Annotated in this window: 30 protein-coding genes and 1 pseudogene; 7 read left to right on the plus strand and 24 right to left on the minus strand. The window is 45.1% G+C overall.

Annotated features, from left to right (window positions below):
- Window positions 1-169: 169 nt before the first annotated feature.
- The gene (locus tag AC08OG_RS12555) at window positions 170-1,033 is read right to left on the minus strand and encodes a YicC/YloC family endoribonuclease (RefSeq protein ID WP_482929662.1); all 864 of its coding nucleotides are present in this window, start codon (window positions 1,031-1,033) and stop codon (window positions 170-172) included.
- 115 nt (window positions 1,034-1,148) lie between these two features.
- Here AC08OG_RS12555 and rph point away from each other — a divergent pair, with 115 nt between their 5' ends.
- Genes rph through AC08OG_RS12575 form a run of 4 tightly spaced genes read left to right on the plus strand, consistent with a single transcriptional unit; the run spans window position 1,149 to window position 4,001 of the window.
- Window positions 1,149-1,865: a ribonuclease PH gene (gene rph, locus AC08OG_RS12560; protein WP_292353568.1), complete on the plus strand. Its 717-nt coding sequence runs from the start codon at window positions 1,149-1,151 to the stop codon at window positions 1,863-1,865.
- A complete protein-coding gene (gene rdgB / locus AC08OG_RS12565; protein ID WP_292400249.1) occupies window positions 1,865-2,470 on the plus strand; it encodes an RdgB/HAM1 family non-canonical purine NTP pyrophosphatase in 606 nt (201 codons plus the stop codon). Before rph ends, rdgB begins: the two co-directional genes overlap by 1 nt.
- Before the next feature lie 39 nt (window positions 2,471-2,509).
- Window positions 2,510-3,670, plus strand: a complete 1,161-nt coding sequence (gene hemW, locus AC08OG_RS12570; protein WP_482929663.1) for a radical SAM family heme chaperone HemW — start codon at window positions 2,510-2,512, stop codon at window positions 3,668-3,670.
- 34 nt (window positions 3,671-3,704) lie between these two features.
- Window positions 3,705-4,001 carry a hypothetical protein gene (locus AC08OG_RS12575; RefSeq protein WP_292353565.1) on the plus strand — a complete coding sequence of 99 codons (297 nt, stop codon included), beginning with the start codon at window positions 3,705-3,707 and terminating at the stop codon, window positions 3,999-4,001.
- 12 nt (window positions 4,002-4,013) lie between these two features.
- Here AC08OG_RS12575 and AC08OG_RS12580 read toward each other — a convergent pair whose 3' ends face one another.
- The 4 genes from AC08OG_RS12580 to alaC are packed head-to-tail and all read right to left on the minus strand — an operon-like array spanning window position 4,014 to window position 8,194.
- Entirely contained in the window at window positions 4,014-4,511 is a 498-nt protein-coding gene (locus AC08OG_RS12580; RefSeq protein ID WP_439504106.1) for a hypothetical protein, read from the minus strand.
- 2 nt (window positions 4,512-4,513) lie between these two features.
- Window positions 4,514-5,659, minus strand: a complete 1,146-nt coding sequence (thrC, locus tag AC08OG_RS12585; protein WP_292353563.1) for a threonine synthase — start codon at window positions 5,657-5,659, stop codon at window positions 4,514-4,516.
- 36 nt (window positions 5,660-5,695) lie between these two features.
- Entirely contained in the window at window positions 5,696-7,006 is a 1,311-nt protein-coding gene (locus AC08OG_RS12590; RefSeq protein WP_292400258.1) for a homoserine dehydrogenase, read from the minus strand.
- Between the two features lie 9 nt (window positions 7,007-7,015).
- Window positions 7,016-8,194, minus strand: a complete 1,179-nt coding sequence (alaC, locus tag AC08OG_RS12595) for an alanine transaminase (RefSeq protein ID WP_292353561.1) — start codon at window positions 8,192-8,194, stop codon at window positions 7,016-7,018.
- A 94-nt stretch (window positions 8,195-8,288) separates the two neighbouring features.
- On the opposite strand from alaC, the gene AC08OG_RS12600 reads away from it, so the two are divergent.
- Window positions 8,289-9,131, plus strand: coding sequence for an HDOD domain-containing protein (locus AC08OG_RS12600; protein WP_292353560.1), 843 nt, complete (start codon window positions 8,289-8,291; stop codon window positions 9,129-9,131).
- 50 nt (window positions 9,132-9,181) lie between these two features.
- Here AC08OG_RS12600 and AC08OG_RS12605 read toward each other — a convergent pair whose 3' ends face one another.
- The 11 genes and pseudogenes from AC08OG_RS12605 to dsbG form a co-directional block, all read right to left on the minus strand.
- Window positions 9,182-9,595 (minus strand): VOC family protein, encoded by a 414-nt coding sequence (locus AC08OG_RS12605; RefSeq protein ID WP_482929664.1) that lies wholly within the window; start codon window positions 9,593-9,595, stop codon window positions 9,182-9,184.
- 23 nt (window positions 9,596-9,618) lie between these two features.
- On the minus strand, window positions 9,619-9,921 hold the full coding sequence (locus tag AC08OG_RS12610; protein ID WP_292353558.1) for an MGMT family protein: 303 nt from the start codon (window positions 9,919-9,921) through the stop codon (window positions 9,619-9,621).
- 85 nt (window positions 9,922-10,006) lie between these two features.
- The gene (locus AC08OG_RS12615; protein ID WP_482929665.1) at window positions 10,007-10,402 is read right to left on the minus strand and encodes a DoxX family protein; all 396 of its coding nucleotides are present in this window, start codon (window positions 10,400-10,402) and stop codon (window positions 10,007-10,009) included.
- Window positions 10,403-10,567: 165 nt separating this feature from the next.
- Complete coding sequence (locus AC08OG_RS12620) at window positions 10,568-11,125, minus strand: hypothetical protein (RefSeq protein WP_482929666.1); 558 nt, start codon at window positions 11,123-11,125, stop codon at window positions 10,568-10,570.
- Entirely contained in the window at window positions 11,122-11,553 is a 432-nt protein-coding gene (locus tag AC08OG_RS12625; RefSeq protein ID WP_482929667.1) for a hypothetical protein, read from the minus strand. Before AC08OG_RS12625 ends, AC08OG_RS12620 begins: the two co-directional genes overlap by 4 nt.
- 102 nt (window positions 11,554-11,655) lie before the next feature.
- Window positions 11,656-12,492, minus strand: coding sequence for a 23S rRNA (adenine(2030)-N(6))-methyltransferase RlmJ (locus AC08OG_RS12630; RefSeq protein ID WP_482929668.1), 837 nt, complete (start codon window positions 12,490-12,492; stop codon window positions 11,656-11,658).
- A gap of 80 nt (window positions 12,493-12,572) precedes the next feature.
- Entirely contained in the window at window positions 12,573-12,986 is a 414-nt protein-coding gene (locus AC08OG_RS12635) for a GFA family protein (protein WP_482929669.1), read from the minus strand.
- 25 nt (window positions 12,987-13,011) lie between these two features.
- Window positions 13,012-14,114 (minus strand): annotated as a pseudogene (locus AC08OG_RS12640) (NADH:flavin oxidoreductase/NADH oxidase).
- A gap of 79 nt (window positions 14,115-14,193) precedes the next feature.
- Entirely contained in the window at window positions 14,194-14,985 is a 792-nt protein-coding gene (locus tag AC08OG_RS12645; protein ID WP_292353552.1) for an SDR family NAD(P)-dependent oxidoreductase, read from the minus strand.
- Window positions 14,986-15,035: 50 nt separating this feature from the next.
- Window positions 15,036-15,704 (minus strand): TlpA family protein disulfide reductase, encoded by a 669-nt coding sequence (locus tag AC08OG_RS12650; RefSeq protein ID WP_482929670.1) that lies wholly within the window; start codon window positions 15,702-15,704, stop codon window positions 15,036-15,038.
- 130 nt (window positions 15,705-15,834) lie between these two features.
- Window positions 15,835-16,596, minus strand: a complete 762-nt coding sequence (gene dsbG / locus AC08OG_RS12655) for a thiol:disulfide interchange protein DsbG (RefSeq protein WP_482929671.1) — start codon at window positions 16,594-16,596, stop codon at window positions 15,835-15,837.
- A 265-nt stretch (window positions 16,597-16,861) separates the two neighbouring features.
- On the opposite strand from dsbG, the gene AC08OG_RS12660 reads away from it, so the two are divergent.
- Window positions 16,862-17,989 (plus strand): YbfB/YjiJ family MFS transporter, encoded by a 1,128-nt coding sequence (locus AC08OG_RS12660; protein ID WP_482929672.1) that lies wholly within the window; start codon window positions 16,862-16,864, stop codon window positions 17,987-17,989.
- Window positions 17,990-18,025: 36 nt separating this feature from the next.
- On the opposite strand, the gene AC08OG_RS12665 is transcribed toward AC08OG_RS12660, so the two are convergent.
- From AC08OG_RS12665 to AC08OG_RS12690, 6 genes are all read right to left on the minus strand, one after another.
- Complete coding sequence (locus AC08OG_RS12665) at window positions 18,026-18,346, minus strand: hypothetical protein (protein WP_439504100.1); 321 nt, start codon at window positions 18,344-18,346, stop codon at window positions 18,026-18,028.
- A 39-nt stretch (window positions 18,347-18,385) separates the two neighbouring features.
- Window positions 18,386-19,132 (minus strand): hypothetical protein, encoded by a 747-nt coding sequence (locus tag AC08OG_RS12670; RefSeq protein WP_482929673.1) that lies wholly within the window; start codon window positions 19,130-19,132, stop codon window positions 18,386-18,388.
- A gap of 479 nt (window positions 19,133-19,611) precedes the next feature.
- Entirely contained in the window at window positions 19,612-20,082 is a 471-nt protein-coding gene (locus tag AC08OG_RS12675) for an ion channel (protein WP_292353546.1), read from the minus strand.
- Between the two features lie 125 nt (window positions 20,083-20,207).
- Window positions 20,208-21,404 carry a BaiN/RdsA family NAD(P)/FAD-dependent oxidoreductase gene (locus AC08OG_RS12680; protein WP_439504098.1) on the minus strand — a complete coding sequence of 399 codons (1,197 nt, stop codon included), beginning with the start codon at window positions 21,402-21,404 and terminating at the stop codon, window positions 20,208-20,210.
- Window positions 21,405-21,463: 59 nt separating this feature from the next.
- Window positions 21,464-22,126 carry a BUD32 family EKC/KEOPS complex subunit gene (locus tag AC08OG_RS12685; protein WP_292353544.1) on the minus strand — a complete coding sequence of 221 codons (663 nt, stop codon included), beginning with the start codon at window positions 22,124-22,126 and terminating at the stop codon, window positions 21,464-21,466.
- Between the two features lie 75 nt (window positions 22,127-22,201).
- Window positions 22,202-22,771 (minus strand): methyltransferase, encoded by a 570-nt coding sequence (locus AC08OG_RS12690; protein WP_439504096.1) that lies wholly within the window; start codon window positions 22,769-22,771, stop codon window positions 22,202-22,204.
- 517 nt (window positions 22,772-23,288) lie between these two features.
- On the opposite strand from AC08OG_RS12690, the gene AC08OG_RS12695 reads away from it, so the two are divergent.
- Entirely contained in the window at window positions 23,289-23,642 is a 354-nt protein-coding gene (locus tag AC08OG_RS12695; protein ID WP_292353542.1) for an NlpC/P60 family protein, read from the plus strand.
- Between the two features lie 10 nt (window positions 23,643-23,652).
- On the opposite strand, the gene AC08OG_RS12700 is transcribed toward AC08OG_RS12695, so the two are convergent.
- Both AC08OG_RS12700 and AC08OG_RS12705 read right to left on the minus strand, forming a co-directional pair.
- A complete protein-coding gene (locus AC08OG_RS12700) occupies window positions 23,653-24,012 on the minus strand; it encodes a DUF1622 domain-containing protein (protein WP_292353541.1) in 360 nt (119 codons plus the stop codon).
- A 154-nt stretch (window positions 24,013-24,166) separates the two neighbouring features.
- Window positions 24,167-26,230: a protein-L-isoaspartate(D-aspartate) O-methyltransferase gene (locus AC08OG_RS12705; protein ID WP_482929674.1), complete on the minus strand. Its 2,064-nt coding sequence runs from the start codon at window positions 26,228-26,230 to the stop codon at window positions 24,167-24,169.
- Window positions 26,231-26,258 lie beyond the last annotated feature (28 nt).

Here is a 26,258-nt window from a genome sequence, read left to right on the forward strand (position 1 = left end):
ATCCCTTTGAGCCCTTTTGCAGGCAAAACCTCATCATGAGCGTTCTGAAGATACACGTCCGTAACGGCCGAAAGCATGGTTTCTTTAGGGGGGATAATGCTATTAATCCAACAATGACAAAAACCCTGGCGGCCAGTTAACTGCCAGGAGAGTTCGTTCACATTGTGAATCATTCAATATTCTGGATTTGTTCTCGCATCTGTTCTATTAGTACTTTCAGATCAACTGAATAACGTGTGGTGTCGGTATCAATGGATTTCGAACCGAGGGTATTGGCTTCTCGATTAAGCTCCTGCATCAGAAAGTCGAGCCTGCGACCGACAGGTTCATCACGCTGCAGTACACGTTTGACCTCATCTACATGACTTTGTAAGCGATCCAGCTCTTCAGCCACATCGCTTTTCTGGGCGATCAACACAATTTCCTGTTCCAGTCGTTCCGGTTCCAGAGTCACTTCCAGTTCAGCAGCTTTTTGTAACAGACGTTGCCGTTGTTGTTCGAGAATCTCGGGCATACGAAGTTTCACCGCTTCAGCAATTTGCAATATTTCTTCACAACGCTGCAGGATCATATCAGACAAGGCCTGCCCTTCTCTTTCTCTGCCACTGATAAAGTCTGCAAGCGTCATATCAAGAGCATCCATGGCCTGTTGCTTCAGTGCGGTTAAATCGACCTGTTCACTATCTGCCACACCAGGCCATTGCAACAGTCGCAAAGGATCAATCGGCAAAGCTTGTTTGGCCATTTGGGTTAATTGCTCACAGGCATCTATCACTGATTGCGCCAGGTTCTCATCGATATGTAATGCGTTTTGCTGTTGGGAAGGATGATATCGCAGGCTAGCTTCGATCTTGCCACGTGCCATACGCTCGGCAAAAATTTTGCGGATGTCCATTTCCAGAGGTCGAAATGATTCTTCCAGTCGCAAAGCGAGTTCTAAATAACGATGATTAACCGATCTGACTTCCCAGATCAGAGTGCCGAGTTCAGTTACTTGCTCATGGCGGGCAAAGGCGGTCATGCTTCGTATCACAATGGTTTTCCTATAGCTATTAAGCCCCCATATTAACGAAAACCACAGGTAAAAAGCACGCGGGAATTGAGATGCATCAGTATAATCATCGTATTTTTAGTAAAGGATAGAACAGATGCGTCCAAGTGGCCGACAACCTGATCAACTTCGTGAGATCACCATCACCCGCAATTACACAAAACATGCGGAAGGCTCCGTACTGGTCGAGTTTGGTGACACAAAAGTGCTATGTACTGCTTCTGTTGAAGAGCGTATTCCACCCTTTTTACGGGGGATGGGCGAAGGCTGGATCACGGCCGAATATGGCATGCTGCCACGCTCTACCGGCTCACGTATGCAACGTGAATCCAGCCGCGGTAAACAAGGTGGCCGTACCATGGAAATCCAGCGTTTAATCGGTCGTTCTTTACGGGCAGCAATTGATCTAAAGGCGCTGGGTGAACGCACGATTACCATTGATTGTGATGTTATTCAGGCCGATGGCGGCACTCGCACGGCCTCCATCACCGGCGCCTTTGTAGCGCTGCAGGATGCGATCGATTATCTGATTAAAAAACGTAAAATCAAAAAAAGCCCGTTACATGGTCAGGTCGCTTCTGTTTCTGTTGGGATTCACAATGGTACAGCCGTACTGGATCTGGATTATGCTGAAGATTCAACGGCTGAAACCGATATGAATGTTGTCATGAATGATGCAGGCGCATATATTGAACTACAGGGGACTGCGGAAGGCCATGCCTTCAGAGCAGATGAATTACAATCCATGCTGGATTTGGCTGCTATTGGGATTGAACAATTGATGATCAAACAACGCGAGGCATTGGCAGACTGATGTCTAAAATCGTTCTGGCCAGCGGTAATATCGGAAAACTGCGTGAATTATCGCAGATCCTCAGTCCACTTGGTCTGGAGCTTATTGCGCAATCTGATCTGAATGTTGCTGAGGCTGAGGAAACCGGTCTCAGCTTCGTGGAAAATGCCATTATCAAAGCCCGCAATGCCGCTTTATTCACTGGTTTACCAGCAATAGCTGATGATTCAGGCATTGAAGTCGATGCTTTGCATGGTGCACCGGGAATTTATTCTTCACGTTATGCCGGACCGGATGCCTCCGATACTGACAATATTGAGGCCCTGCTGGAAGCGATGAAAGACGTTCCGGAAACAGAACGTACAGCCCGATTTCAATGTGTAGTGGTATTTATGCGTCATGCAGAAGATCCGACCCCACTGATTTGTCAGGGCAGCTGGCAGGGACAAATCCTGCAATCACCGCTCGGCGATGAAGGATTTGGTTATGATCCAGTGTTTTGGGTGTCTGAAACAGACTGTACAGCGGCCGAGCTCTCGCCTGAACAAAAGCATGCAATCAGCCATCGCGGCAAAGCCATGCGTCAATTTATGGAAGAATTTAAATATACCCGCCATCAACCCTGACGGTTGTTGATATTTAACCCCTTCCAAACTGGTACAACCATGTTTAATTTTACTGCTCTGCCACCATTAAGCCTGTATATCCATGTGCCATGGTGCGTACGCAAATGCCCCTATTGTGACTTTAATTCACATCAGGCCGGTGATGAGATCCCTGAACAGGCCTATATCGATGCACTGATCCGGGATCTCGAACAGGATCTGCCGTTGGTCTGGGGACGCACTATCCAGACTATCTTTATTGGTGGTGGCACCCCCAGCCTGTTCAGTGCAGAAGCATATGACCGTTTATTTTCTGCCTTACGTGCGTTATTACCTATCCGTGCCGATGCAGAAATCACCCTGGAAGCCAATCCAGGTACTTTTGAAGCAGCACGTTTTACAGACTACCGTGCGGTTGGCATTAATCGGCTATCGATTGGCATACAAAGCTTTGATGGTGATTCATTAACCGCATTAGGCCGGATTCATGATGGAAAGCAAGCCATTCGAGCAGCCGAAATTGCCCACCAGGCGGGGTTTGATAATTTCAACCTGGATCTGATGTTTGGTTTGCCCAAACAAACGGCTGAACTCGCCAGAAAAGATGTAGAAACAGCCATCGCCCTAGAACCAACACATATTTCGTATTATCAGCTCACCATTGAACCTAATACGTTGTTTCATCAGTCTCCCCCACAATTACCTGATGACGAACCGATTGATAACTGGCAGATTGCTAATCAACAACGTCTGGCCGAGGCCGGTTATCTGCAATATGAAGTCTCTGCCTATGCAAAAAATGGTCGTCAGAGCCGCCATAATCTCAACTACTGGCAGTTTGGTGATTATCTGGGTATTGGGGCCGGGGCTCATAGTAAATTAACCAGTGCCGCCACGCAGTCGATTGAGCGGCTGGTTAAACAAAAACAGCCTCAAGCTTACCTGGACAAGGTCAATAGTGCACAACGTGTTATGAAACAGGAACCGGTTGGCATTAATGAAATCGGTTTTGAGTTTATGCTTAATGCCTTACGTTTAACGGACGGTTTTGCAACATCGTTATTTATGCAGCAGTGTGGTGTACCGCTGGCGACCATTAAAAAACCATTAGCTGAAGCCGAGGAACGCGGATTGATTGATTATTCGGTTAAGTGGATTAGACCTACCGAGTTGGGTCAACGGTATTTAAACAGTTTAATTGAATTATTTTTGCCGCAATAATATGCTGGCGCAGGTCGTTAAGGGAGCTACCATCATGTTGAAACGCCATCTCCTGGCAACTGGATTGTCTTTATTTATGGTCTTGCCAATACAGGCGGACACTTTATCAATTGCCGAACCGACTTATAAAACGCCTAACAGTGAGTCAGGTATCTTGCGTCCTACTCGGGGCATGACAATGCAACAGGTTGAACAAAAATATGGGATAGCAGAGCAGAAATACGCGCCAAAAGGCACACCGGCAATTACTCGCTGGCAATATCCACAGTTTGATGTGTATTTTGAAAATCAGCTGGTGATCCACTCGGTGGTTCAGCGGAAATCCGAGTAACACAAGGATAGCTTAAACTCCTTGAAATCGCCGTTTTGCCCACTCTGGTAAGGTGCCCACTCTGGCATGATGCAGTGATTCCATTTCAATCACGATCAATATCAAAACACTGACCAGGGTCGGTAAAAAGCTTAGTCCACCTACCAAGGCAAAAGCGGCTTCTTTCATCAGTCCTAAGTAGGTGTAACTTAACCAGCCTAATATTGCCACAGTCACCACGACGGATAACACTATGGCAAAGAAGAAACTCCAGCGGCGGGCGATTTGCCAGTGAATATAGACAAACTCACTGTCTTCACGTTTGATTCTGCTGGAGCGAATAAAGGTATACCCAACAAACGAAAATGATAACAACGGCACCAATACGATAAACTCAAAATAACTCTTCCCTGTTGCAGCAATCGCCGTGAACAACAGGATATGATTCGCAATCAGGTTCGTTAAAAAGATATCGTGCGGCATTCTGGCTGCCGCCCTTTCTTGATCCTGTGGTGCCGTCATTTCTGTCATATTTATCTGGCCAAGTTGTTGATAATCGCCTCGCGTACTGAGTCCAATGTAGCATTTACAGTAATGACTGGTGAACTACTTTGTTTGATAGCAATGTCCGGGTCTTTCAGACCGTGACCTGTCAACGTACAAACAACGGTACTGCCTTCAGGAATCTTGCCAGATTGAATATCACGCAATGCGCCGGCGACTGAAGTTGCGGAAGCCGGTTCGCAGAAAATACCTTCCTTTTCGGCCAGTAATTTCTGGGCAGCCAAGATTTCGTCATCAGAGCATTCATCAAACCAGCCCTGTGATTCTTCTTTCACTTTCCAGGCCATATCCCAGCTTTGCGGATGACCAATACGAATCGCAGTAGCCACAGTTTCAGGATCATCTACCATCGCACCCCGCATAAACGGCGCACTGCCATTAGCTTGATACCCTACCATTTTCGGACGATTACCGACAATCGCGCCACCTGCATATTTACAATTGCCATGACAGTAAGCGCAGGCTTCAGTGACATGATCGCCACTGGCTGATGAATACTCACAGTAGCCAATCCAATGGGCGGTGATATTACCGGCGTTACCGACTGGCAGGCAGTGATAATCCGGAGCACGACCTAACTCTTCAATGATCTCAAACGCAGCAGTTTTCTGACCTTGCAAACGATAAGGATTAATTGAATTTACAATGGTGACCGGAGCATGCTCTGCAACGTCTTTAACCAGTTGCATCCCCTCATCAAAGTTTCCTTTGATTTGGATAACCACTGCGTTATGCATCATAGCCTGAGCGAGTTTACCCTGGGCAATTTTGCCATCAGGAATAATAACAAAAGCAGTGATACCAGCACGTGCAGCATAAGCAGCCGCTGCTGCTGACGTATTACCGGTAGAAGCACAAATAATGGCTTTACTACCCTCTTCAACAGCTTTGGTCACGGCCATGGTCATACCACGATCTTTGAAAGACCCCGTCGGATTCAATCCCTCATATTTGACGTAGATATCAACATCTTTGCCAATTAACTTAGGGATATTGTTCAATTTCAATAATGGTGTATTACCTTCACCAAGGCTGATCAGTCTGGTGTCATCATTAACCGGCAAACGGTCACGATAACGGTCAATCAGGCCGGTATAACGTGGACGAAATGGCATAAGTAGTTCCTCTTTAATTCTTTAACGGGCGTTTTTTCAGCCCAGCGATTCCATGCGGATACGCATGATCGCGTGTTTGACAGTATCCAATGCTTCGATTTGGGCAATCGCTTCATCCATATTTTTTTCAACCACCGGCTGGGTCAGCATAATGATGGGCACTGTGCCCTCTTCTTCTTCCGGTTGTTTTTGCAGGATCGCTTCAATATTGATGTCCTGCTCACTGAAAATACGAGTAATGTCGGCTAACACACCCGGCTTATCTTCTGTGTTAATCCGCAAATAATAAGAGGTAATGACCTCAGACATCGGTAAAATCGGTGTATCTTTCAATGAATCAGGCTGGAAGGCCAGATGTGGCACCCGATTTTCCGGGTCAGTAGTCAGCGCACGAACAATATCAACAATATCGGCTACTACCGCAGAAGCAGTCGGTTCAGCTCCTGCTCCAGCACCATAATACAAGGTTGGCCCAACTGCATCGCCTTTCACGACGATGGCATTCATTACCCCATTGACGTTGGCAATCAGACGACGTTTTGGAATTAATGTCGGATGAACTCGTAGTTCAACACCTTGAGGTGTTTTCCGGGCAATCCCCAAATGTTTGATGTGGTATCCCAATTCTTCTGCGTACTGCACATCTTCCTGGGAAATTTTGCTGATGCCTTCGGTATAGGCTTTATAAAACTGTAAAGGAATACCAAATGCAATCGACGCCATGATGGTCAGCTTGTGTGCTGCATCAATGCCTTCCACATCAAATGTCGGATCGGCTTCGGCATAGCCCAAAGCCTGAGCTTCAGCCAGAACATCGGCAAAGTTACGGCCTTTATCACGCATTTCCGTCAGGATAAAGTTACCAGTTCCGTTAATAATGCCTGCCAGCCACTCAATACGATTAGCGGCCAGACCTTCACGGATAGCCTTGATAATCGGGATGCCACCAGCAACGGCGGCTTCAAAAGCAATCGTGACGCCTTTTTCCTGCGCCTTGGCAAATAATTCGTTGCCATGCATTGCGATTAAGGCTTTGTTGGCAGTGACGACGTGTTTACCGTTTTCAATTGCCTGCATCACTAAATCTCGGGCGATACCGGTACCACCAATTAACTCAACAATGATTTGAATTTCCGGGTCATTGACCACTGAAAACGCATCATCCGTTAAATCAATGCCGTTCAAATCACAGCTTTTAGCTGAATCCAGATTTTTATCCGCGGCGCGCAAAATTTCAATTCCACGGCCTGCACGGCGGCTTATTTCTTTTGAGTTTCGCTTTAAAACACTGACAGTACCACTACCAACAGTGCCTAAGCCAAGAATACCAATTTTGACTGATTGCACTTTTGCCCCCTACCCTTTTTTCATCATGTCACGGATACCACGGATTGCCTGCCGGGTACGGTGCTGATTCTCAATCAGTCCGAAACGCACATAGTCATCGCCATATTCACCAAAACCGATGCCTGGCGATACAGCTACTTTAGCTTCTTTAAGCAATTTCTTACTGAACTCCAGCGAACCCATTTCACGGAATTGCTCAGGAATTCTGGCCCAGACAAACATGGTCGCTTTGGGTTTTTCCACTGGCCAGCCAATCGCATTTAGCCCGTCACACAACACGTCACGACGTTGTTTATAGGTTTCGACAATTTCTGCCACACATTCCTGTGGACCATCCAGAGCCGTAATGGCGGCTACCTGAATCGGGGTAAACATGCCGTAATCCAGATAGGATTTCATTCGGGCCAATGCCGCAACCAATGTCGGATTGCCTGACATAAAACCTACGCGCCAGCCTGGCATATTGTAGGTTTTGGATAAGGTATAAAACTCAACCGCAACGTCTTTTGCGCCAGGGATTTGCAAAATTGACGGTGCTTTATAACCATCAAAGGTGATCTCACCATACGCCAAATCATGAATAACCCAAATCTGATGCTCTTTGGCAAAATCAACAACCCGCTGGAAGAAATCCAGATCAACGCACTGGGTGGTTGGATTGCCTGGGAAATTCAACACCAGCATTTTAGGTTTTGGCCATGAATCTTTAACCGACTTTTCCAGCTCGGCAAAAAAATCAACGTCCGGGGTTAGCGGTACATGACGAATATCCGCACCGGCAATCACAAAACCATAAGGATGAATCGGATAAGCCGGGTTTGGCACTAAAACCGCATCGCCCGGGCCCACCGTTGCCAGCGCCAAATGCGCCAGGCCCTCTTTTGAACCAATAGTGACTATCGTTTCTGAGTCAGGATCCAATGTCACATCATATTTACGCTGATACCAGTCACAAATCGCTTTTCGCAGACGTGGAATACCTCTGGAAACAGAATATCGGTGGGTATCAGGACGCTGTGCCGCTTCGACGAGTTTTTCCACAATGTGCGCTGGTGCCGGTTTATCCGGATTCCCCATGCCAAAGTCGATAATATCTTCGCCGCGCGCACGCGCTTTTGCCTTCAAATCATTTACAATGTTGAAAACGTATGGCGGAAGACGCTTGATTCTGGGAAATTCGTCGTTCAACTGAGCACCTGCTATTAGCTAAAACGGTTGGCAAACCAAGCAAAATAACTGAAAATCATTCACACTTCAAATTGATTTAATATAGTGGATTAATATGAGTCAACAAGACCAATTGTACACGACGATCATTAATGATCTCCAAAAAGGAAAACTGGTACTGCCCACATTGCCTGAGGTTGCCCTCAAGGTTCGTGAAGTTGCCAACAATCCGGATGTCTCTGCAGCGCAGCTTGCTGAGGTCATTACGACCGATGCGGCCTTATCAACCCGTTTGATAAAAGTCGCCAACAGTCCTCTATATAGAGGCAGGGTTGAGGTCGAATCGGTGCAGACGGCGGTCTCTCGACTGGGTATTCCGATGGTTCGTAACCTGGTGACCAGTCTGGTGATGGAACAGATGTTCCGTCCGACCAATAAAAAGCTGGAAAAACGTATGAGAGACCTCTGGCAACATAGTATCGAGGTCGCTGCCGCAAGTCAGGTCATTGCTTCCAAGCAGCCTAATATTGCGAACGATGAAGCAATGCTGGCGGGGTTAATACATGAGATAGGTGCGCTGCCTATTCTGATGAAAGCCGCCGACACTCCTGAGTTGTTGGAAGATACCCGTCGTCTGGACACACTCATTGACAACCTTTATCCAAAAATCGGCGAAGCTATTTTGCGCAGCTGGGATTTTCCGGAAAATCTGATAACCGTCGCCGCTGAACATGCAAACCTTAATCGTAATAGTCAAAACGGCCCCGATCTGACTGACGTAGTTCAGGTAGCCAATTTACAAAGCTACTTTAATACCAGCAAAGCTTTGGATCCCAACACGCGCGACAAGGTTCTCGCTTTCCGTAAACTGAATATTGATACGGGTATCAGTGTGGTTGAACTGGATGAAAACAGTGAAGAATATGCCGCTGCTCTGGCACTTTTCCAGAATATGTAAAAACAAATCTGCAGTAGATTATTAAAAAGGCTATCTTCGGATAGCTTTTTTTAAGGCAAAAAATCTGGATTCCATACAATTTCCCATAAATGGCTATCCGGATCCTGAAAATAACCGGCATAACCACCCCAAAATGTTTTTCGTGGGGACTTTACTATCGTGGCACCCGCCATAGATGCCTGCTGCATGATGGCATCCACATCAGTTTCATTAAGAACATTGTGAGCAAGACTCATCGCTGTCGCTGTTGCAGTTAACGGTAATCCGGCATCTGCCGCCAGACTTTGTCGCGGCCATAAAGCAAGTTTCAAACCTGGCTGCAAATCAAAAAATGCCACCGTACCCTGGGCAAACTCTTCCCCAATAATGCCTTCGGTATGCAGCCCCATGCCGTCCTGGTAAAACCTGATGGATCGGTGTAAATCATCAACTCCCAGTGTAATCATTGAAATATAGGGCTTCATCTATCTGCTCCTTTGGCGCTTAATCATTTCCAACCATAAACCGATAATCTGATTCGTTTTCCCTGAAACTGAACACCTTCATATTGCAGTAAAGCTTTCTGCTGCTGATAAGCTTCGCTGTCCGGCGGAAAAGAAATTTCCCCTTGCGCATTGATTACCCGGTGCCATGGTAAAGAGGAATCCTCTGGTAATTTTTTTAAGCTACTGCCCACATAGCGCGCATAACCAGGATAACCGCATTGTTTGGCTATCTGTCCATAGGTCATCACTTTGCCTATGGGGATGGCAGCAACCACTTGCCAAATTATTTCATCCAGTTCAGACATGCATTTTCTACATAGCCATCTTCACAACCATCGGCTTTTCAAGCCGATGAATGTGAAAATGTTGTTATCGCGATAATAATGGATGTTAAGGGTTACGCTTGACGAGATTATCAACACTCCATGCACCGCCACCCGCAACAAACAGATATAAAAAGATAAAGCTGAACAAAGCGGCTAATTCACCATTATTTAATAAAGGCCAAAATCCCTGAGGGGCATGAGCGATAAAATACGCTACCGCCATCTGGCCTGACAAAATAAAGGCTACCGGTCTGGTGAACAAGCCAATAAGGATTAAAAAACCACCGACAAGTTCAAGCACGCCGGCCACACCGGACAGGGTAAATAAATCAAACTCATTCCGCTGTGGGGCTGGGTAACCAAATAACTTTTGACCACCATGCTGCATAAACATAAAAGCTGTGACGATGCGTAAGATGCTCAACACACGTGGTTGCCACGCTATAAAAAAGTTTTCCATTGCTCTCTCTCCTTAGACTGAATTAATAGTTAAATTATTGATTATAGGTATAAAACGTTTAATAGTTCTTCGACAGAACTCAGAGGATGTTAGCAGTAATTCTGACAAAATACACAGCGAGCCGAAGTCTATAAACAGTATTTATAATCGACTGGCTTAGCGGTTTTAATGTTTAATCAACACTGTTAACAGCTTCATCGTGGCTTTTTCATCCAGGCTGAGATATTTGCCTCGATAGCGTTTGAACTGACGGCGAAAATAATCCAGTGTACGACCACTCTCATACTGCAAAATCACTTGCGGATGGATGTAATTACTGCGACATACGGCAGGTGTATTGCCAAGCCTCTCAGCAACGTTTTTCACTGCTTCGACAATATTACTTTTGCTGAGCTTTTCATTGTCAGCTGGCCCCAATTTATCCAGAGCTACTGCCATCAAAACTGTTCCTGCCCAGGTACGAAAATCCTTGGCACTAAAATCCTCCCCCATCACATCGGAGATGTACTGGTTCAAATCCTGTGCCGTTATTTTTTTACGGCTTTTATCGGGCAGGGTAATATCAAATAATTCATAACCGGACATATTCTCCAGCGCTATCAGCACCTCACGTACCTGTTCATCAGTCACTGTGCGAAACTGCTGCTGATGACTTTTACCTTCATAGTCGAACTCCACACGATCATCCTTAATGGTCATATGCTTGGCCCGTAACGTCGTCAAACCGTATGTCTGATTCTGTCGGGTATAGCTGGCACTGCCGGGACGAAAAAAGCGTCATCCAACATACGTGTCATGCAGGCTAAAACAGAGGTCTGATCAATTGGTCTTCGTTGAATATGTTGGCCGGTTACCCGCCGCATGGTTTCCAGCTGTTCAGCAAAACGTAAAATGCGTTTGAATTTTTGCTCACTGGCAGTTTCAACCCAGTCCGGGTTGTAGATATATTGTTTGCGACCTTCTTTATCCCGGCCGGTCACCAGTACCTTGGCATCACGATCCTGCTGGATTTCCACTTCCCGCCATGCCGGCGGAATGGCCAGACTTTTTATCCAACGTTTTAAAGCAGCATTTTTAACAGTTTTGCCATTGGCATAACAATAACTGAACGTTTTGCCATGGGGTTTTCTGTAAATGACCGGATTGCTCATAATAACTCCACATCCGTAAGACGAAATTCGGCGCTATCATGGCATGAGATGATGACTTATGACTTTAATGCAGATTATGTCAGCCTGGTCAGCGGCTATAACTTATTGGGCTACCAATACTTCACTTTTATAAAAAGCCCCACTATCAACCGCTAATGCATTAACCAATTTAGGCAGTAACTGGCTCATGGTATCGATTAGTTGCCAGGGCGGATTAATGACTATCATGCCCGATGAAGTCATACCGCGTTCAGCTGAATCCGCGGTAATGGCCAGCTCGAAACGTTGAATATTTTTGATGCCACTCTTGATAAAGTGTTTTTCCAATCGGCTAATTCTGCTGCGTTCCACTACCGGATACCAGATGGCATAAGTACCGGTAGGAAATTTGGCATAGGCTTTTTCAACGGTCTGAAACACTAAATCATAATCTGATTTGATTTCGTAAGATGGATCAATCAACACCAGTCCACGTCTTGATACAGGCGGTAATAACGACAATAGGCCTTTTAAACCATCCTCACGCATAACCCGAACCCGCTTAACCTTCTGGGTATTTTGCAGTAACAGACCCGCATCATCCGGATGTAACTCATATAACCAGGCTCGATCCTGACGCCGCATACAGTGCATGGCAATAAATGGGGAACCCGGATAATATTCCAGCGGTTTTCCAGTATTAACTGCGTCAATTACAGCAAAATATGCAGCCAGTTCCGGCCAGTCAGAACGGTTTAATTTAGCAATACCATTTTGATATTCCTGCAGTTTTTCTGCATGAGCCGAAGCCAGATGATAAAGTCCCGCACCAGCATGGGTGTCTATGTAATCAAAGGCTTTATCTTTTTTAGCCAGATGCTGCAAAATCTCAATCAGCACAATATGTTTAAGCACATCGGCAAAATTGCCGGCATGAAATGAGTGGCGGTAGCTTAACAAGATAAATCCTGATTAGTGGAGAGAGTAAATTAAGTAGCAGCAAATTACGCTTAGCTAGCCACTTTGGCAAAACAATTTTCTTAAGGCTTTAATTCAGTCTGCTGATCCGAAATGTGATTGATTCCATCATTCACTCTCACCTCACCTAAATCAAAAGGGTTTACACCTTCCAGACAGGCCAGATTAAAGCCATAGAGTTCAGGATTCGCTCTGGTTTGATGATGCGTATAAATCCCACAAACTGAACAAAAATAATGCTTAGCAGTGATGGTATTGAACTGATAGAGAGTAAGCTTATCGGCGCCTTTGGTGATTTTCAGGTTAGCAAGCGGAACATAAGCCGCAATGGCGCCCTTTCTCCGGCACATGGAACAATCACAGCGACGAGGATCATTTATTCCGTTTGGCAAATGCACGACAAACTCAACTTCACCACAATGGCAACTGCCTTTATGGTGAGGCTGAATTTGGGTATTTCCTATTTTAGTGATCATTGCATTGCTGGCACTTGTTTAATGTTTAACTATCTGGAGCATGATAACGCGATAACCAATGTGCATAAGGTGCAGGTAACACCCAGGCTGGATCTTTAATTTTTAAGGTTTTAGCTGCATGGTACGGCCAGTGAGGATTAGCTAAATGCGCACGTCCCACCATGACCAAATCCATTTGTTGATCAGCAATAACCTGGTTCACCGTGTTAGGTTCATCAATTCCCCAGGCAGAAGCAACTGGAATGTCAGCTTCACGACGCACACGTTCAGCAATCGGTGCTAATAAAGCTGGTCCCCACGGAATATCCGCATCGGGAGTTGAAAACCCCATGCTGACGCTAAGCATATCCAGACCGGATTGTTTGAATTGCCGGGTCAGATGAATCGACTCACTTAATGTTTCTTCATCACGACCATCATATTCAATCACTCCAAAGCGGGCTGTTAAGGGCAGATTTTCCGGCCAGACTTCGCGCACGGCTTGTAAAGTTTCCAGTAAAAATCGGCTACGACCAGCCAAATCGCCACCGTATTGATCATCACGTTTATTAGAATGGATTGAAAAAAGCTTTGTGCCAGATAGCCATGAGCAAAATGCAGTTCCAGCCATTCAAATCCGGCTTTTTTGGCACGTTTGGCAGCAGCGACAAAGTCAGCTTTAACCCGTTCTATATCTTCCAGCGTCATAGCCTGAGGTACTTTCGGCAAATTAGCACCAAATGCCACAGCAGAAGGCGCTATGGTTTGCCAACTTTGTGGATCACTGTCAGCAAGATGATCATCGCCTTCCCAAGGACGGTTGGCGCTGGCTTTACGACCAGCATGTGCAATCTGAATCCCGGCACAGGCACCGGCTTTTTTAATAGCCGAAGCAATTTTTGCCATGCCTTCAGCCTGCTCGTCATTCCATATGCCAGTACATCCTGGAGTAATTCTTCCTTCAGGGCTGACTGCCGTAGCTTCAACAATTACCAGACCCGCACCACCACGTGCTAATTGAGTGTAATGCGCCAGATGCCAATCATTGGTATGGCCGTCATCGGCACTGTATTGGCACATCGGTGGAACCGCAATACGATTGCGTAACGTTATATCTTTCAGTGAAAACTCAGTAAACAATGCTGTCATAAAAATCTCTTGTTAAAGAATAAAATTCAAAAATATTTCTAGGGCTGGATTTTGAAACTGTGAGAAATCGGATAAATTTTTAAAAAGCGCTTTTGATAACCCCGCCATCCACTCTAACTGCCGCACCGGTTGTGGCTGAGGCTAATGGGCTGGAGAGATAACAGACCATTGAGGCAACTTCATCGGTGGTGGCAAAACGCTTGATCAAAGAAGTTGGTCTGACGTGTTCAAAAAAGTCTTTTTCAAACGCTTCGATGCTTTGGCCTTCTTTTTCTGCCAGATCACTGACGAAAGTTTCAACACCTCTTGAGCTGGTTGGGCCTGGCAAGACTGAATTGACCGTAATATTGGTACCGGCAACCTGCTCAGCCAGACCACGAGCAATAGCAATCTGAGCCGCCTTGGTCATGCCGTAATGAATCATCTCATGGGGGATCTGCACCCCGCTTTCACTGGAGATGAAAATCACCCGACCCCAGTTTTGTTGTTTCATCGCTGGCAGATAGGCTCGCGTCAAACGCACGCCACTGAGCACATTTACATCAAAAAAACGTCGCCAGTCTTCATCCGCTATCTCTTCAAACGGCACTGGCTCGAAGATACCCAGATTATTAATCAGAATATCGACTTCGGGGAACTGCTTTGTCAGTTTCTCGGCTTCAGCCGCTATCGAAAGATCCCCTGCAAATCCATCTACGTTGCCTTTAGCTGTCGATTTAAGGGATTCAATAGCCTGTTTAACTGAAGCTTCAGAACGCCCATTGACGATAACATTCGCTCCTTCATCGGCCAGTGATTTGGCAATGGAAAAACCAATGCCCGCCGTGCTGCCACTTATAAAAGCCGTTTTATTTTTCAGTTGCAGATCCATAAAAACTCCCCTAAGACCGTTAATTAAACAAGATATTCATTGCTTGCTGATTACTGTGAAAGCCGTTCTAATGTAGCGCTTAACGATGCCGCGGAGACTTCTCCCATATGGCTCTCAACCAAGGAGCCCTGTTGATCAAAATACAGCGTCACCGGCAAGCCATAGGCATCAAATTTATCGGCAACTTTGCCGGTTTTATCAAGCAGCACGTGTTCAAATGTCAGCTTATTCTCAGCCAGAAAGTCATTCACTTTTACAGCTGACTCTTGTTGATTGAGCATGACAAAACGAATATCAGGATACTGTTGTGCTGACTTTTCAAAGGCAGGCATTTCACGTTGACAAGGTGGGCACCAACTTGCCCATAAATTCACCACGGTAATGTTATTTTCAGCCACTTGAACCAGTGAAATCTGCTCGCCGTCCAATTGCTCTAAGGCAATATCGGGTATTGAAACCTGTTCCCGACCTGCATTCATTAATAAGGACGTTAGCGAAAAAAACAGCAAAATCGATAAGGCTCCACCGAACAAGGCAACACGTTGCTGTGGCAGGCGTTTGATTTGCCATAACAGAAACAGTGCCATTGCTATCGTGCCGGACACCCAGTCCACCCCACGATCGCGAAAATCGAGCATCTGCCAGAAAGAGTCGTATTGATCGGCAAATTTAATGACAAACACGATGCGTCCGATAACCAGACCGAATAACAGCATCATCAATAATGGATCGGTGACCGAGCCTGCTTTTTTCTGGCCAGAACAGATGCCACCAATATCCCCAAAAGAGCACAGCCAAATAACAATAACGGCTCGAGAGGTAAAGCGAAGGGTCCGAGATTAATCGACATCACTGTTCAAACAGCTTGTCGATATCATCACGCATCGGCATACCTTCAATCAGCCGCACATGACCTTTTTCATCCTTGTAAATGCTGGTCGGTGTTGCCATAAACCCAAGCTGTTCCATCAGCAGGTTATTTTCCTCTACCAGCAATGATCCGTTTGCTAACGCCTCTTCATTTATATTTTCTGTAGGGTTATCGGCAGGTTGGATATGTTGTTGCAAAGCCTTTTCAGGTGAATCAGCCCCTAAAATAGCAGCCGCTTTTTTGATACTGTCCTCCTGCAGAATTCCCACCATAATGTGGCGCAACTGCACCTCACCCTTGGCAATGTAAGGATCAGCGATTTCACGTAATTTCTGGCAATACGGGCAATAGGGATCGGTAAAGGTATAAATAATTCGTTTTGCATCTTTATCACCATCCAATACCCACTTAGCCGTGTCGAGTTGCTGCCAAATCTTTTCATTCTGAGGAGCACTGACCAGTTCATAAAGTGCTTCCTGACCCAAATCGTCTCCTTGAGCGTTAATCAGGTTTCCAATCACCGCATATTTTTTATCTTCTGTCAGATAAATACTCAGCGGCTGCCCTTCTACACTGGCGGCATACCCAGTCAATCCTGCAGGGGTTTCAAAACTGTCAATGATGGTCACTCCCTGCTGTTTGATGTAGCTGATGACCTCAGGTTCCTGTTGTTCTGCCAGGGCAAAATAACTGCCAAATCCGATAACCAATAACACTATAGTGACGATAATTTTCTTCATTCATAACTCCGGAAGGCATTTGCGTTGAAACTGTAACTCAGAAGGATTAAGTGGGGATTAATAGTGCAGATGACAATCTTTCAATTAAAAATGCTCTGTATTTATTTATACATCGCTATTTGAAATTATCACGACAACACATCCAATAAAGACTTATGGTAAAAAAGGTAGGGCATTAACTTACCGCAGGTAATATTCTGGTTATGAGCACAAATCGATTTCCACTCTCCCCCGACATCAGGTCATTCTGGCTGGGATCTGTGCTTTGATTTTAACCGTCGGCATTGCCCGTTTTGCCTACACGCCTTTTTTGCCTATCATGTTAAATGAAACCTCACTGGACACATTAAGCGGAGGTTGGCTGGCCACATTTAATTACATTGGTTACCTGTCAGGCGTGGTGTTGATCTCATTTTTAACCAGCCTCAAAATCAAGTTCCTGTTCTACCGAATCAACCTGATTCTGGCGGTGTTAAGTACGGTCTTAATGGCTGTTACCACGGATATTGTTTTATGGAGTATTTTGCGCTTTATTGGTGGCCTGACCAGTACTGCGGGAATAATTCTGGCAGCAGGATTTGTGATGGGCTGGCTCAAACAAAATGGTTACAAATCAGCATTAGGTATTCATTTTTCCGGTTTAGGGTTCGGTATTGCGATACCTGGGATCGTTATTGTTCTGATAACGCCCTATTTCAATTGGGCTGAGCAATGGCTGATCATGGGGCTTTTCGGTATTTTATTTTTCCTGCCCGCCTGGTTTCTGATGCCGGCACCTGCAACGCAACAGGCTCCCACTGCTGATTTTGCAGCGCCCAACAATAAATGGATGCGATTAATGATCGCAGCTTATGCCTGTGCTGGCGTGGGGTATGTTATCAGTGCGACATTTATTGTTGCGATTCTGGAAGAGATGCCCAGTTTGTCGGGACATGGCAATCTTATCTGGATAATGCTGGGGGTAGCCGCCATTCCATCCTGCATAATCTGGGACAAAGTGGCTGAGCGCATTGGTGAGACAAGTGCCATCATCGCCGCTTATTCGATTATATTGCTTTCTATCCTGATTCCCTTATTCAGTGAATCGCTGCTATTCAATGTGATTGGCGCGTTGTTATTTGGTGCCACCTTTGCTGGAATTGTCAGCCTGATGCTGGTCTATGTCGGGCATAAATTTCCACATAACCCCGCTAAAGCCATGGCCAAACTGACGATAAGTTATGGCATCGCTCAACTTATCGCCCCCGCTTTGGCGGGGTATTTATCCACGCTGACCGGTAATTATCTTTCAGCATTATGGATGGCAGCAGCGGTCATGGTCACTGGCATTTTCTTCGTCTGGCGGATCCAACGATTTGAAGAAAAAACCCAGCTCAAATCAGCAAACCTGTGATTTGAATAACAGCTTCCATGCTGACCTCCATGAGACTTAATCTTCTTTTAGGATTAGCCGGGTGCCATCAGGTCGTTCCAGGGTTTTAGCATCAATGCGTTTAAAGGTGAGATTGATATCACCAGACGTTACTACTTCATCGCTATCCACTTTATAAGTAAAGCTATATGAGCCCGGAACGCCACCAATCAACTGGCCCTGACCTTCCGCATTAAATTCATAGCCTGTGCCATATTGTGGATCAACATAGGCGCCTTCTTGAAAATCAGAACCACAGGCCGTGAGTGTTATCGCCAATAGCAAAGGGATTAGACGTGTGGAATTGAATGGTTGCAATACGCTTTTTAAAGTTTTCATAAAGCTACCTCTAATACTCGATCATTAAAAACGACAAAATTAGCCTTTCTCGCCAGAGGAAAAACGCTCACGTATCGGTTTAAATGCAAGGATGGCTTCTTCTTTAAGGTTATTCATATTGATAAAGTGGCCAAGCCGATAACTATTAAAACCGATGTAATACAAAACAAGTTGTGCCAGCGCGATCAGAATAAATAAAGCACTGCCAATAGTCAGGAAAAGCAAAAAGGTCGATGCGAGATACACCACACTTAGCGCGGCGAGATGGTTTTTATCCAAACTGGTTAACTGTTGTGGATAGAGAAAATAACCTAACACTGCCAATACAAAACCAAGTAATGCCGCTATGGCCAGAGGCGGTAATAACAACCCACCGCCGGCCCCCACCAGAAAAAGAATATAAGTGTAGTAGGTGTATTTTTCTCTCGCGATAAATCCCAAGAGTTTGTCACTGGTAATGCTTTGCCCTGTTTTAGGGTCAAAAGACGTTTGGTTTATCTGTTTATTCAACGCAAAAAATACAATCACACCAGCAATAAACAAAAGCAGCCCCAGCCAAAACAACATGGGACTATAAGCCGGACCATCACCTAAAAATGCTGCTCCCTGACAAATCGGCGGTGTGGAATAGATGCAAGCCATCAACTGTAAAGTGACATCCTTATCACCATAACGGCTCATGGTATCTAAAGTGGAAGCATAGGCTACAAAAAACCACACCAGGGATAACAACAGCAATGCCATACCCGCCAGCATCAGAATCACGTAGAGCTTTCTAGGGTTCATTTATAGAACTCCTTTTCAAAGAATAGGGAAAAAACGCAATAGATGGATTGTCCTGACAGACAATGGGGTGAAATGGGTGTGTGTAACGACGGCATAGCCAATGCGTTGAAAGCAGGCTACTCAGCCAAAATGATGTGTGATGAACCATCAGGGTCCAGCAACATCTGATAGGAAAAGTTCGATACGCATCAGTCGCATCCTTAAAACTTTTTTGTGAAATATTTCACAGTTTTAAGCGTATCGCAAGCCTTAATTTATCTTTGTCGTATTCTAAATTATCAATCGGAACAGAATCTTATCTAAGGCCACCCATCATTATCCAGACAAAACAGCCTTGCTTGTTTTAGGTGAAAATAAATCAGCTTCCTGAAGCTTTCTACGTAAGCAAATAGAATTATGCAGGAAAAGAAAGCGACCACCTTAAAAATTACTATTCTTCAGAACAGTTGAAATAACATACTTAATTTTTCTAGCTAATTTTAATCGTTTTCACTCCCCCAGGCCCGCGCCATAATAAGATAGCTGAAAGAAGCTGACCAGGTAATCATCATAAAGCCCACTAAGGCTTCTGTACCGGCGAGAAATCGAATATGACCGGTAGCGGCCAAATCGCCCCAACCAACCGTGGTATAGGTGGCGGCAGAGAAATACACGCTATCTAACAGGCTAATATGCTCATAGCCACTGATGTACCCATACCCCGTTTGACTCAGTAAACCCCAAAAGGCCACGCCAAATAACCAGATTTCAATGATATGTGCAAATAACAAAACAAACATAGTAGCCAATATAATCGGCCGGTGACGGTGCTTTGCAGTCCTGGAAGGATGATTCGGACACCAACGATTCAATTGCTGAATCACTTCATAATGAAAAACCACAACCAGTCCCACCACCAGTGCGGTCACTAACACGGTAACAACCTGAGCGTCTGTCAGAAATTCCAGCAATGGTGCTCTCCTGCAATTGAATAAGTGTGATAGTGATAAACGATTTCAATCACTGTTGAAAGCAACTTTTCGTTATAGAACATTAACTTTTTTTAGATAGGGTCTCAAACTTCTGACAATATTCTTCAGACAAACTGTCCAGCGGCATAGCCTGAAGCCCAGGCCCATTGAAAATTGTGCCCTCCCAAATGACCGGTAACATCGACCACTTCCCCAATAAAATATAGTCCCGGATGATTACGGCACTCCATCGTTTTGGAAGATAATGCATCAGTATCAATACCGCCCAATGTCACTTCAGCCGTTCGATAACCTTCAGTACCGGATGGCTTCAATGTCCAGGGCTGGCACTGTGATACAACATGTTCGATATCTGCATCGGAAAGCTGACCGACCGGTTTATCTTCAAGCCACTGATCACACCAAAGCTGGGCTACCCGGCGGGTCAGTTTTTCGGCAAGAATGGTTTTCAGGGCTGTTTTGGATTTTTCAACACGCATTTCAGCTAAATAACCGGCCAATTCAATTCCAGGAAACATATCGATTTTCAGTGTCTCGCCAGGCTGCCAATAGCTTGATGCCTGTAATATGGCAGGACCGCTCAAACCACGATGAGTAAACAGAATATTCTCGTGAAATGAATTTTGATTAGCCTCTGTGATGGTATCCAATGAAATACCACTAAGCTCCGCAAGCGGTTTGAGTTTATGATCATCCAACACCACTGGTACCAGCCCTGCTCGTGTGGGCAACACCGGGATATCAAGTTTTCTGGCTAATTCAAAACCGAAACCGGTTGCTCCCATTTTGGGAATCGACAATCCTCCGGTTGCAATCACCAGCGATACACACTGTAATTTACCCTGAGGGGTTTCTAGCAATTTTTGACCACCGGTTTCAACCACCTTAACCGGCGTATCAGTCATAATTTTCACCCCAGTCGATGCACACTCTGCCAGCAACATCTGTACGATTTCTTTCGATGACTCATCACAAAACAACTGCCCCAGTTTTTTCTCGTGATATGCAATCTGATGTTTCTCGACCAATTCAATAAAATGCCAGGGTGTATACCGACTCAATGCCGATTTAACGAAGTGAGGGTTGCTGCAAATAAAGTTTTCCGGAGCGGAGTACATATTGGTGAAGTTACAGCGTCCGCCACCAGACATCAGGATCTTCTTGCCGACTTTATTGGCATGATCAATTACCAGCACACGCCGGCCACGCTGACCAGCAGCAATAGCGCACATCAATCCAGCCGCACCGGCACCGATGATGATTACATCATATTCGTTGGAAGCTTTATTTAGGATCGTCATGTGTGGGCATTTTACGCAAAAATGCCTTATCTGACCGATAAGTTGGTTAGGGCTAAAAATCAGATAGAAATAAGTTTACCAATAATTCGTTCTAACCAATTCAGCTCGCGCAAAGGCAGATCGGCAGAATGCCGATAGCCCTTGATAAGCGCTTGGATCAAGTCTCCATGATTTTCCCACTCATGAGGATAGCGGAAAAAATGTCGCCAGTTTCGACGTCTCGCCCAGCGACTTAAAGACCACCAATGGACACGCATATCAAGAATATCGATAAGCCCAAAATCCATCCCGTTTACAATAATATTTCCCGGATGAATTGAACGAAAATATATCCCTTGACGCTGTACCCTCGCCAAAAACACTCCCAGGCGATACATCAAATTTGCATCCGCTTCATTGGAGTTAACAATGTCTCGTAAGGTACGTCCGGGTAAGGGAGAGTATATAGCTACAGTGTGGGCTTCGCCGATAATGCGATGCAAAGCCTTTACTTGCAATGTAGGAATGTCGAGTTGTGTCAGATGATAAGCATTGCGGGCAAACTTAACTGCTGCTGGTGCAAGTAGCTCTCTACTTAGAAAGCGTTTGCGGTAAAAAAATTTTAAGTATTGCCCATCAGGCAAAACTGCCACTTTAATACCTTTTTTGTCCGCTTCAATGACAGTCGCATTTTCCATCAGGGAAGCTAAACGCTCCCTAGAGAGCGGACGAATATTAAGCATTACTGTTTTCCATAACAGTTTTTAAATTCATTGGTTTCTATAGCCATCCAGGCTGAAGAAAATATTATCCCAACTTTAGTGTTTAAAAGGGAGCCTTGGCCAGATATCCCCCGTTTGCGACATATATTCAAGATAATGATGTCCATATTTCTCAAGCCCATCTTCTTCTTGACGTGGCACTCTTAAGCAATAAACCAAAGCGAATGTGATTAAACCGGCCAAGCCGGCCAGCCAATTCTGTGTTAACAGAAGCTGGGCAAGAACCAAGGCTAAAAGCGCAGAATAAAACGGATAGCGTATAAATCGATAAATTCCTTTAGCCACAAATTTTTTCTGCGGTTCGCCTATATCACTGTAATCACGAACAGCTCTATGTAGTAGCCATAATCCTAAAATGCCCTTTATAAGGCCTAGCCATGCTATTTCATTATAATATCGCAGATCTGCAAATTCCAGCCAGGGCAACGTGGCATCAATCAGTGGAAAACTAACCATACTGATCAGCGTAATAATTGTCAGTGCAACAATTTCACCATTCCAATGATTATCATTTAAAAAAGATCGCTTACTCATGTTGGAAAATAAGGCAAGAGCTGCTCCAACTATGAGGATTAGCAGCGTTAATTCAGCAAATTTATCCGTCATTCAATTACCTTTTTCAAGTCACTAAATATAAACAGATTTGTCTGTGCAGCAAATAGAGTGTTGGTAGTTAAAACCTACTGATAGTTCATGGCAAAATTATGACAGCGCTAAAATTTCTGCCTAAACATAGTAAAATTTGTCTTGTGAAGCCGACACAACAGCCATTCATTTTGAGAGATTAACATTGTGTTAGAAGAGAATTAATCATATTTTCAATAGACATCCTCCCCCTTTTTCCGTTATTTAGCCAAAAAACATGAAAATATCCTGTAAATATAGAACTATATGGTTTTTAATCTATGTGAATAGTTAAGAATTTGAAGCCATACATTTAATGATCAGAATACATTACAAATTTTTTATGACGTTACATTGGCGATTTTGCATAGTTTTTTTGCCAATGTTTGTCATGCTTTCGGGCTGTGGAACGGCCCCCAAATTTTCGAGCAAATCACCAGACAGAGCTCACATTTTTCAAACTGAGACTGATGCTCAATATTATGATGAAATTCAGGCGATGTTGCTGCTATATCAACAGCATAACGAATGGCATGGCACACCATATCGCATGGGAGGCATAAGTCGCTCAGGGATCGATTGCTCTGCCTTTGTACAAATCACTTTTCGTGATCTGTTTGGTATCGATTTACCCAGAAGTACCGACCAGCAAATTCGTAGCGGGCGAAAGATACCCAGGGCTGAACTACGTTCTGGTGATCTGGTATTTTTCCGTAATGGTCGTCATGTCGGTATTTATCTGGAAGACCATAAATTTTTACATGCATCGACTACCCGGGGCGTAATGATTTCCAGCCTTAAAAATACCTATTGGTCACGGCATTATTGGCAAGCTTTAAGCATTCGACATTAATACCGTAAAGTTATTTGTTACCGTTTTCCTGCCACGGCCATTTTCCCGTAAGCTCAACTTCTAACGTAAAGCTTAAAAATGTCCGAATAACGACGATAATGGCTAAAACTCCTACTGTTTTAAAGGTTAGCTCAACCGCCACGGTATGAATAATATCGGCAGCTACTAGAAACTCGAGTCCCAGCAGAATACCTCGTCCAAGACGCTGTCGTGTTTGACGGTAGATGAATTCAATTTCATTTTTTTTCCGTGTCAGCTGATAAATGGCTGATGTCAGAGCATAAACAGCGAGAACGAGTATTATGCTCACGCCCAACAATTCGATAATCGCTGCTATCCATTCAGCTGCGGGTTTAACAAACTCACTCATTGCCCCCTCCATTAATTGGTTTTTTTAGAACCTGAATCCCTACAATTGCAAACGGGTACTCCTGTAAAGGTGGCCTGTCTGTAAGTCGTCGTCTACATGAAGCAATGCACTGGCACCTTGGCTCCACCCCGATCTGTCAGTATGAGCAGATGTTTTATAAACCGAAAGGATAGGTATCAGGCATACCCTGCATCGCTTCATAATCCAGTGGAGTAACGGCCTCAGTCTGATCAAACCAAATATATTCGTCAAACTGTTTTCTGAGACGTGCTTGAAAATAATGGCTGGTTAATTCGGTTTGTGGGCGGTAAATCACTCCAATAGCCCGCTCTGGTCGCTCTTCAAGCAGGTGTTTTTTCAATTCCTTGGATTCAGGTTTACGCAGACCGAGCATAAAGGCTGGAATGTCGGTGTCATGGCAAACACGTTCCCAACTGCCTTCCATTGATGGACGAATGGTTTTTACTTGCATTGATTCACCCCAGTTATCAGCAGCCGCCACAGTTCCCCCGTGCGTACCAAAACCGATCAGGTAAGCGTCGTCGCCAAATTTACTGCGGCATAACTGCCCCACATTATGCTCGCCTCTCGCTGACATTGAGGTAGCACGGGCATCGCCAATATGAGAATTATGTTCCCAGATCACTATTTTCGCCGGCTTCTCATCATGTTGCTGTTTGAAATCCAACAGGGAGCAGATGGTGTCAAACATGTGGCTGTCGCGCATATTCCAGGAAGAGGTATAACCTTTATACATGCTGCGATAGTAAGCTTCGGCATTGGCCACCAATCGGGCATTCTGCATCGCATCCAGAAAGCTCTCCCCATCGTTTGCCATATATTCGGCCTGTTTTTCCATTATGCTCACCAGCATATCCACCACGGAATCTTCACACTTGTTATATTCTCCCGAAGCAGCTGCTCGGCCATAAGTGGCTGGATCCGATTGCCATGGTGTTAAACAACCATAACGTTCACGAGCAATTTCTGCAGCCTGGGGATCCACTGCTTCAAGATAGTTAATCACCTCATCAATTGATGAAAACATGCTGTACAGATCGAGTCCGTAAAAACCCACTTTTAAATTTGGTTTAGCTTGCATGGCATTATGTCGACGCAGCCATTCGACAAATTCCTGCATATCCGTATTGCGCCACATCCACGTCGGAAAACGCGCAAATGCCCGCCATTCTGAAGGAGGTGTCGAATGTTCACGAACATAATGATCGATACGGGCAGCATCTGGCCAATCGGCCTCAACTGCCACCATATTAAAGCCTTTTTGCTCTATCAATTGTTGGGTAAGGCGGGCACGGAACCGATAGAATTCAGATGTCCCATGGGTGGCTTCCCCTAATAACACCAGACGAGACTCACCAATTCGATCGAGTAGTGGACTGAGATCCACCGTTTCGATTGTATCGATTGGTTGTGCTGCCTCAGCAATTAAGGCTTCAATTGTTTGCGTTTTATGACGAACAGCATTTTCCGACTGATCCTTGCCCGCAGACAGACTAGCGCTGGAGCTGCGCTTTGTTGAGGAAGTGTTCAGATCATCACTCCAGCCTTCCTGCCCGATCAGCGGCACAAAGTGAACCTGACTAATCACCTCTTCATCAAACTGGTTTTCATCAATACGTGTCACTCGCAATAACCGCTGATACAGACGGTTTCCTATCGGAATGACCAGTCGACCACCTATTTTTAATTGTTTTTTTAATGTTGTGGGGATTTCCGGCCCGCCAGCAGAGACCAGAATCGCATCATAAGGAGCTGCTTCAACATAGCCGATAGTGCCGTTCGCATTGATAATCTTAATATTGTTATAACCCAACTGCTTAAGCACTGTTTTGGCCTGGTCAGACAAGGTTGGTATTCGCTCAATGCCGATAACCTGATCGGCAATTTCAGCGAGGACGGCCGAAGCATAGCCACTGCCGACACCTATCTCCAGCACCCGTTCACCACCTTGCAAATTGAGTGCGTCTATCATTAGCGCCACGATATACGGTTGGGAAATAGTCTGACCTTCAGCGATAGGTAAAGGGGAATCCTCGTAGGCAAATCCCCGCATTTCAAGTGGTAAAAATTGCTCGCGGGGTACAGCGCTCATGGCCTCAAGAACTTTTGAAGAACTTATATCTCGATTAATTAATTGCTTGCGAACCATTTCATCACGTAAATGTTGAAAATCAGTTAAAACATATTTCGAGGACATAATAATTATCTCCCTTCTGTGTTTTAGA

The sequence above is a fragment of the Methylophaga sp. F7 genome (genome assembly GCF_056863975.1).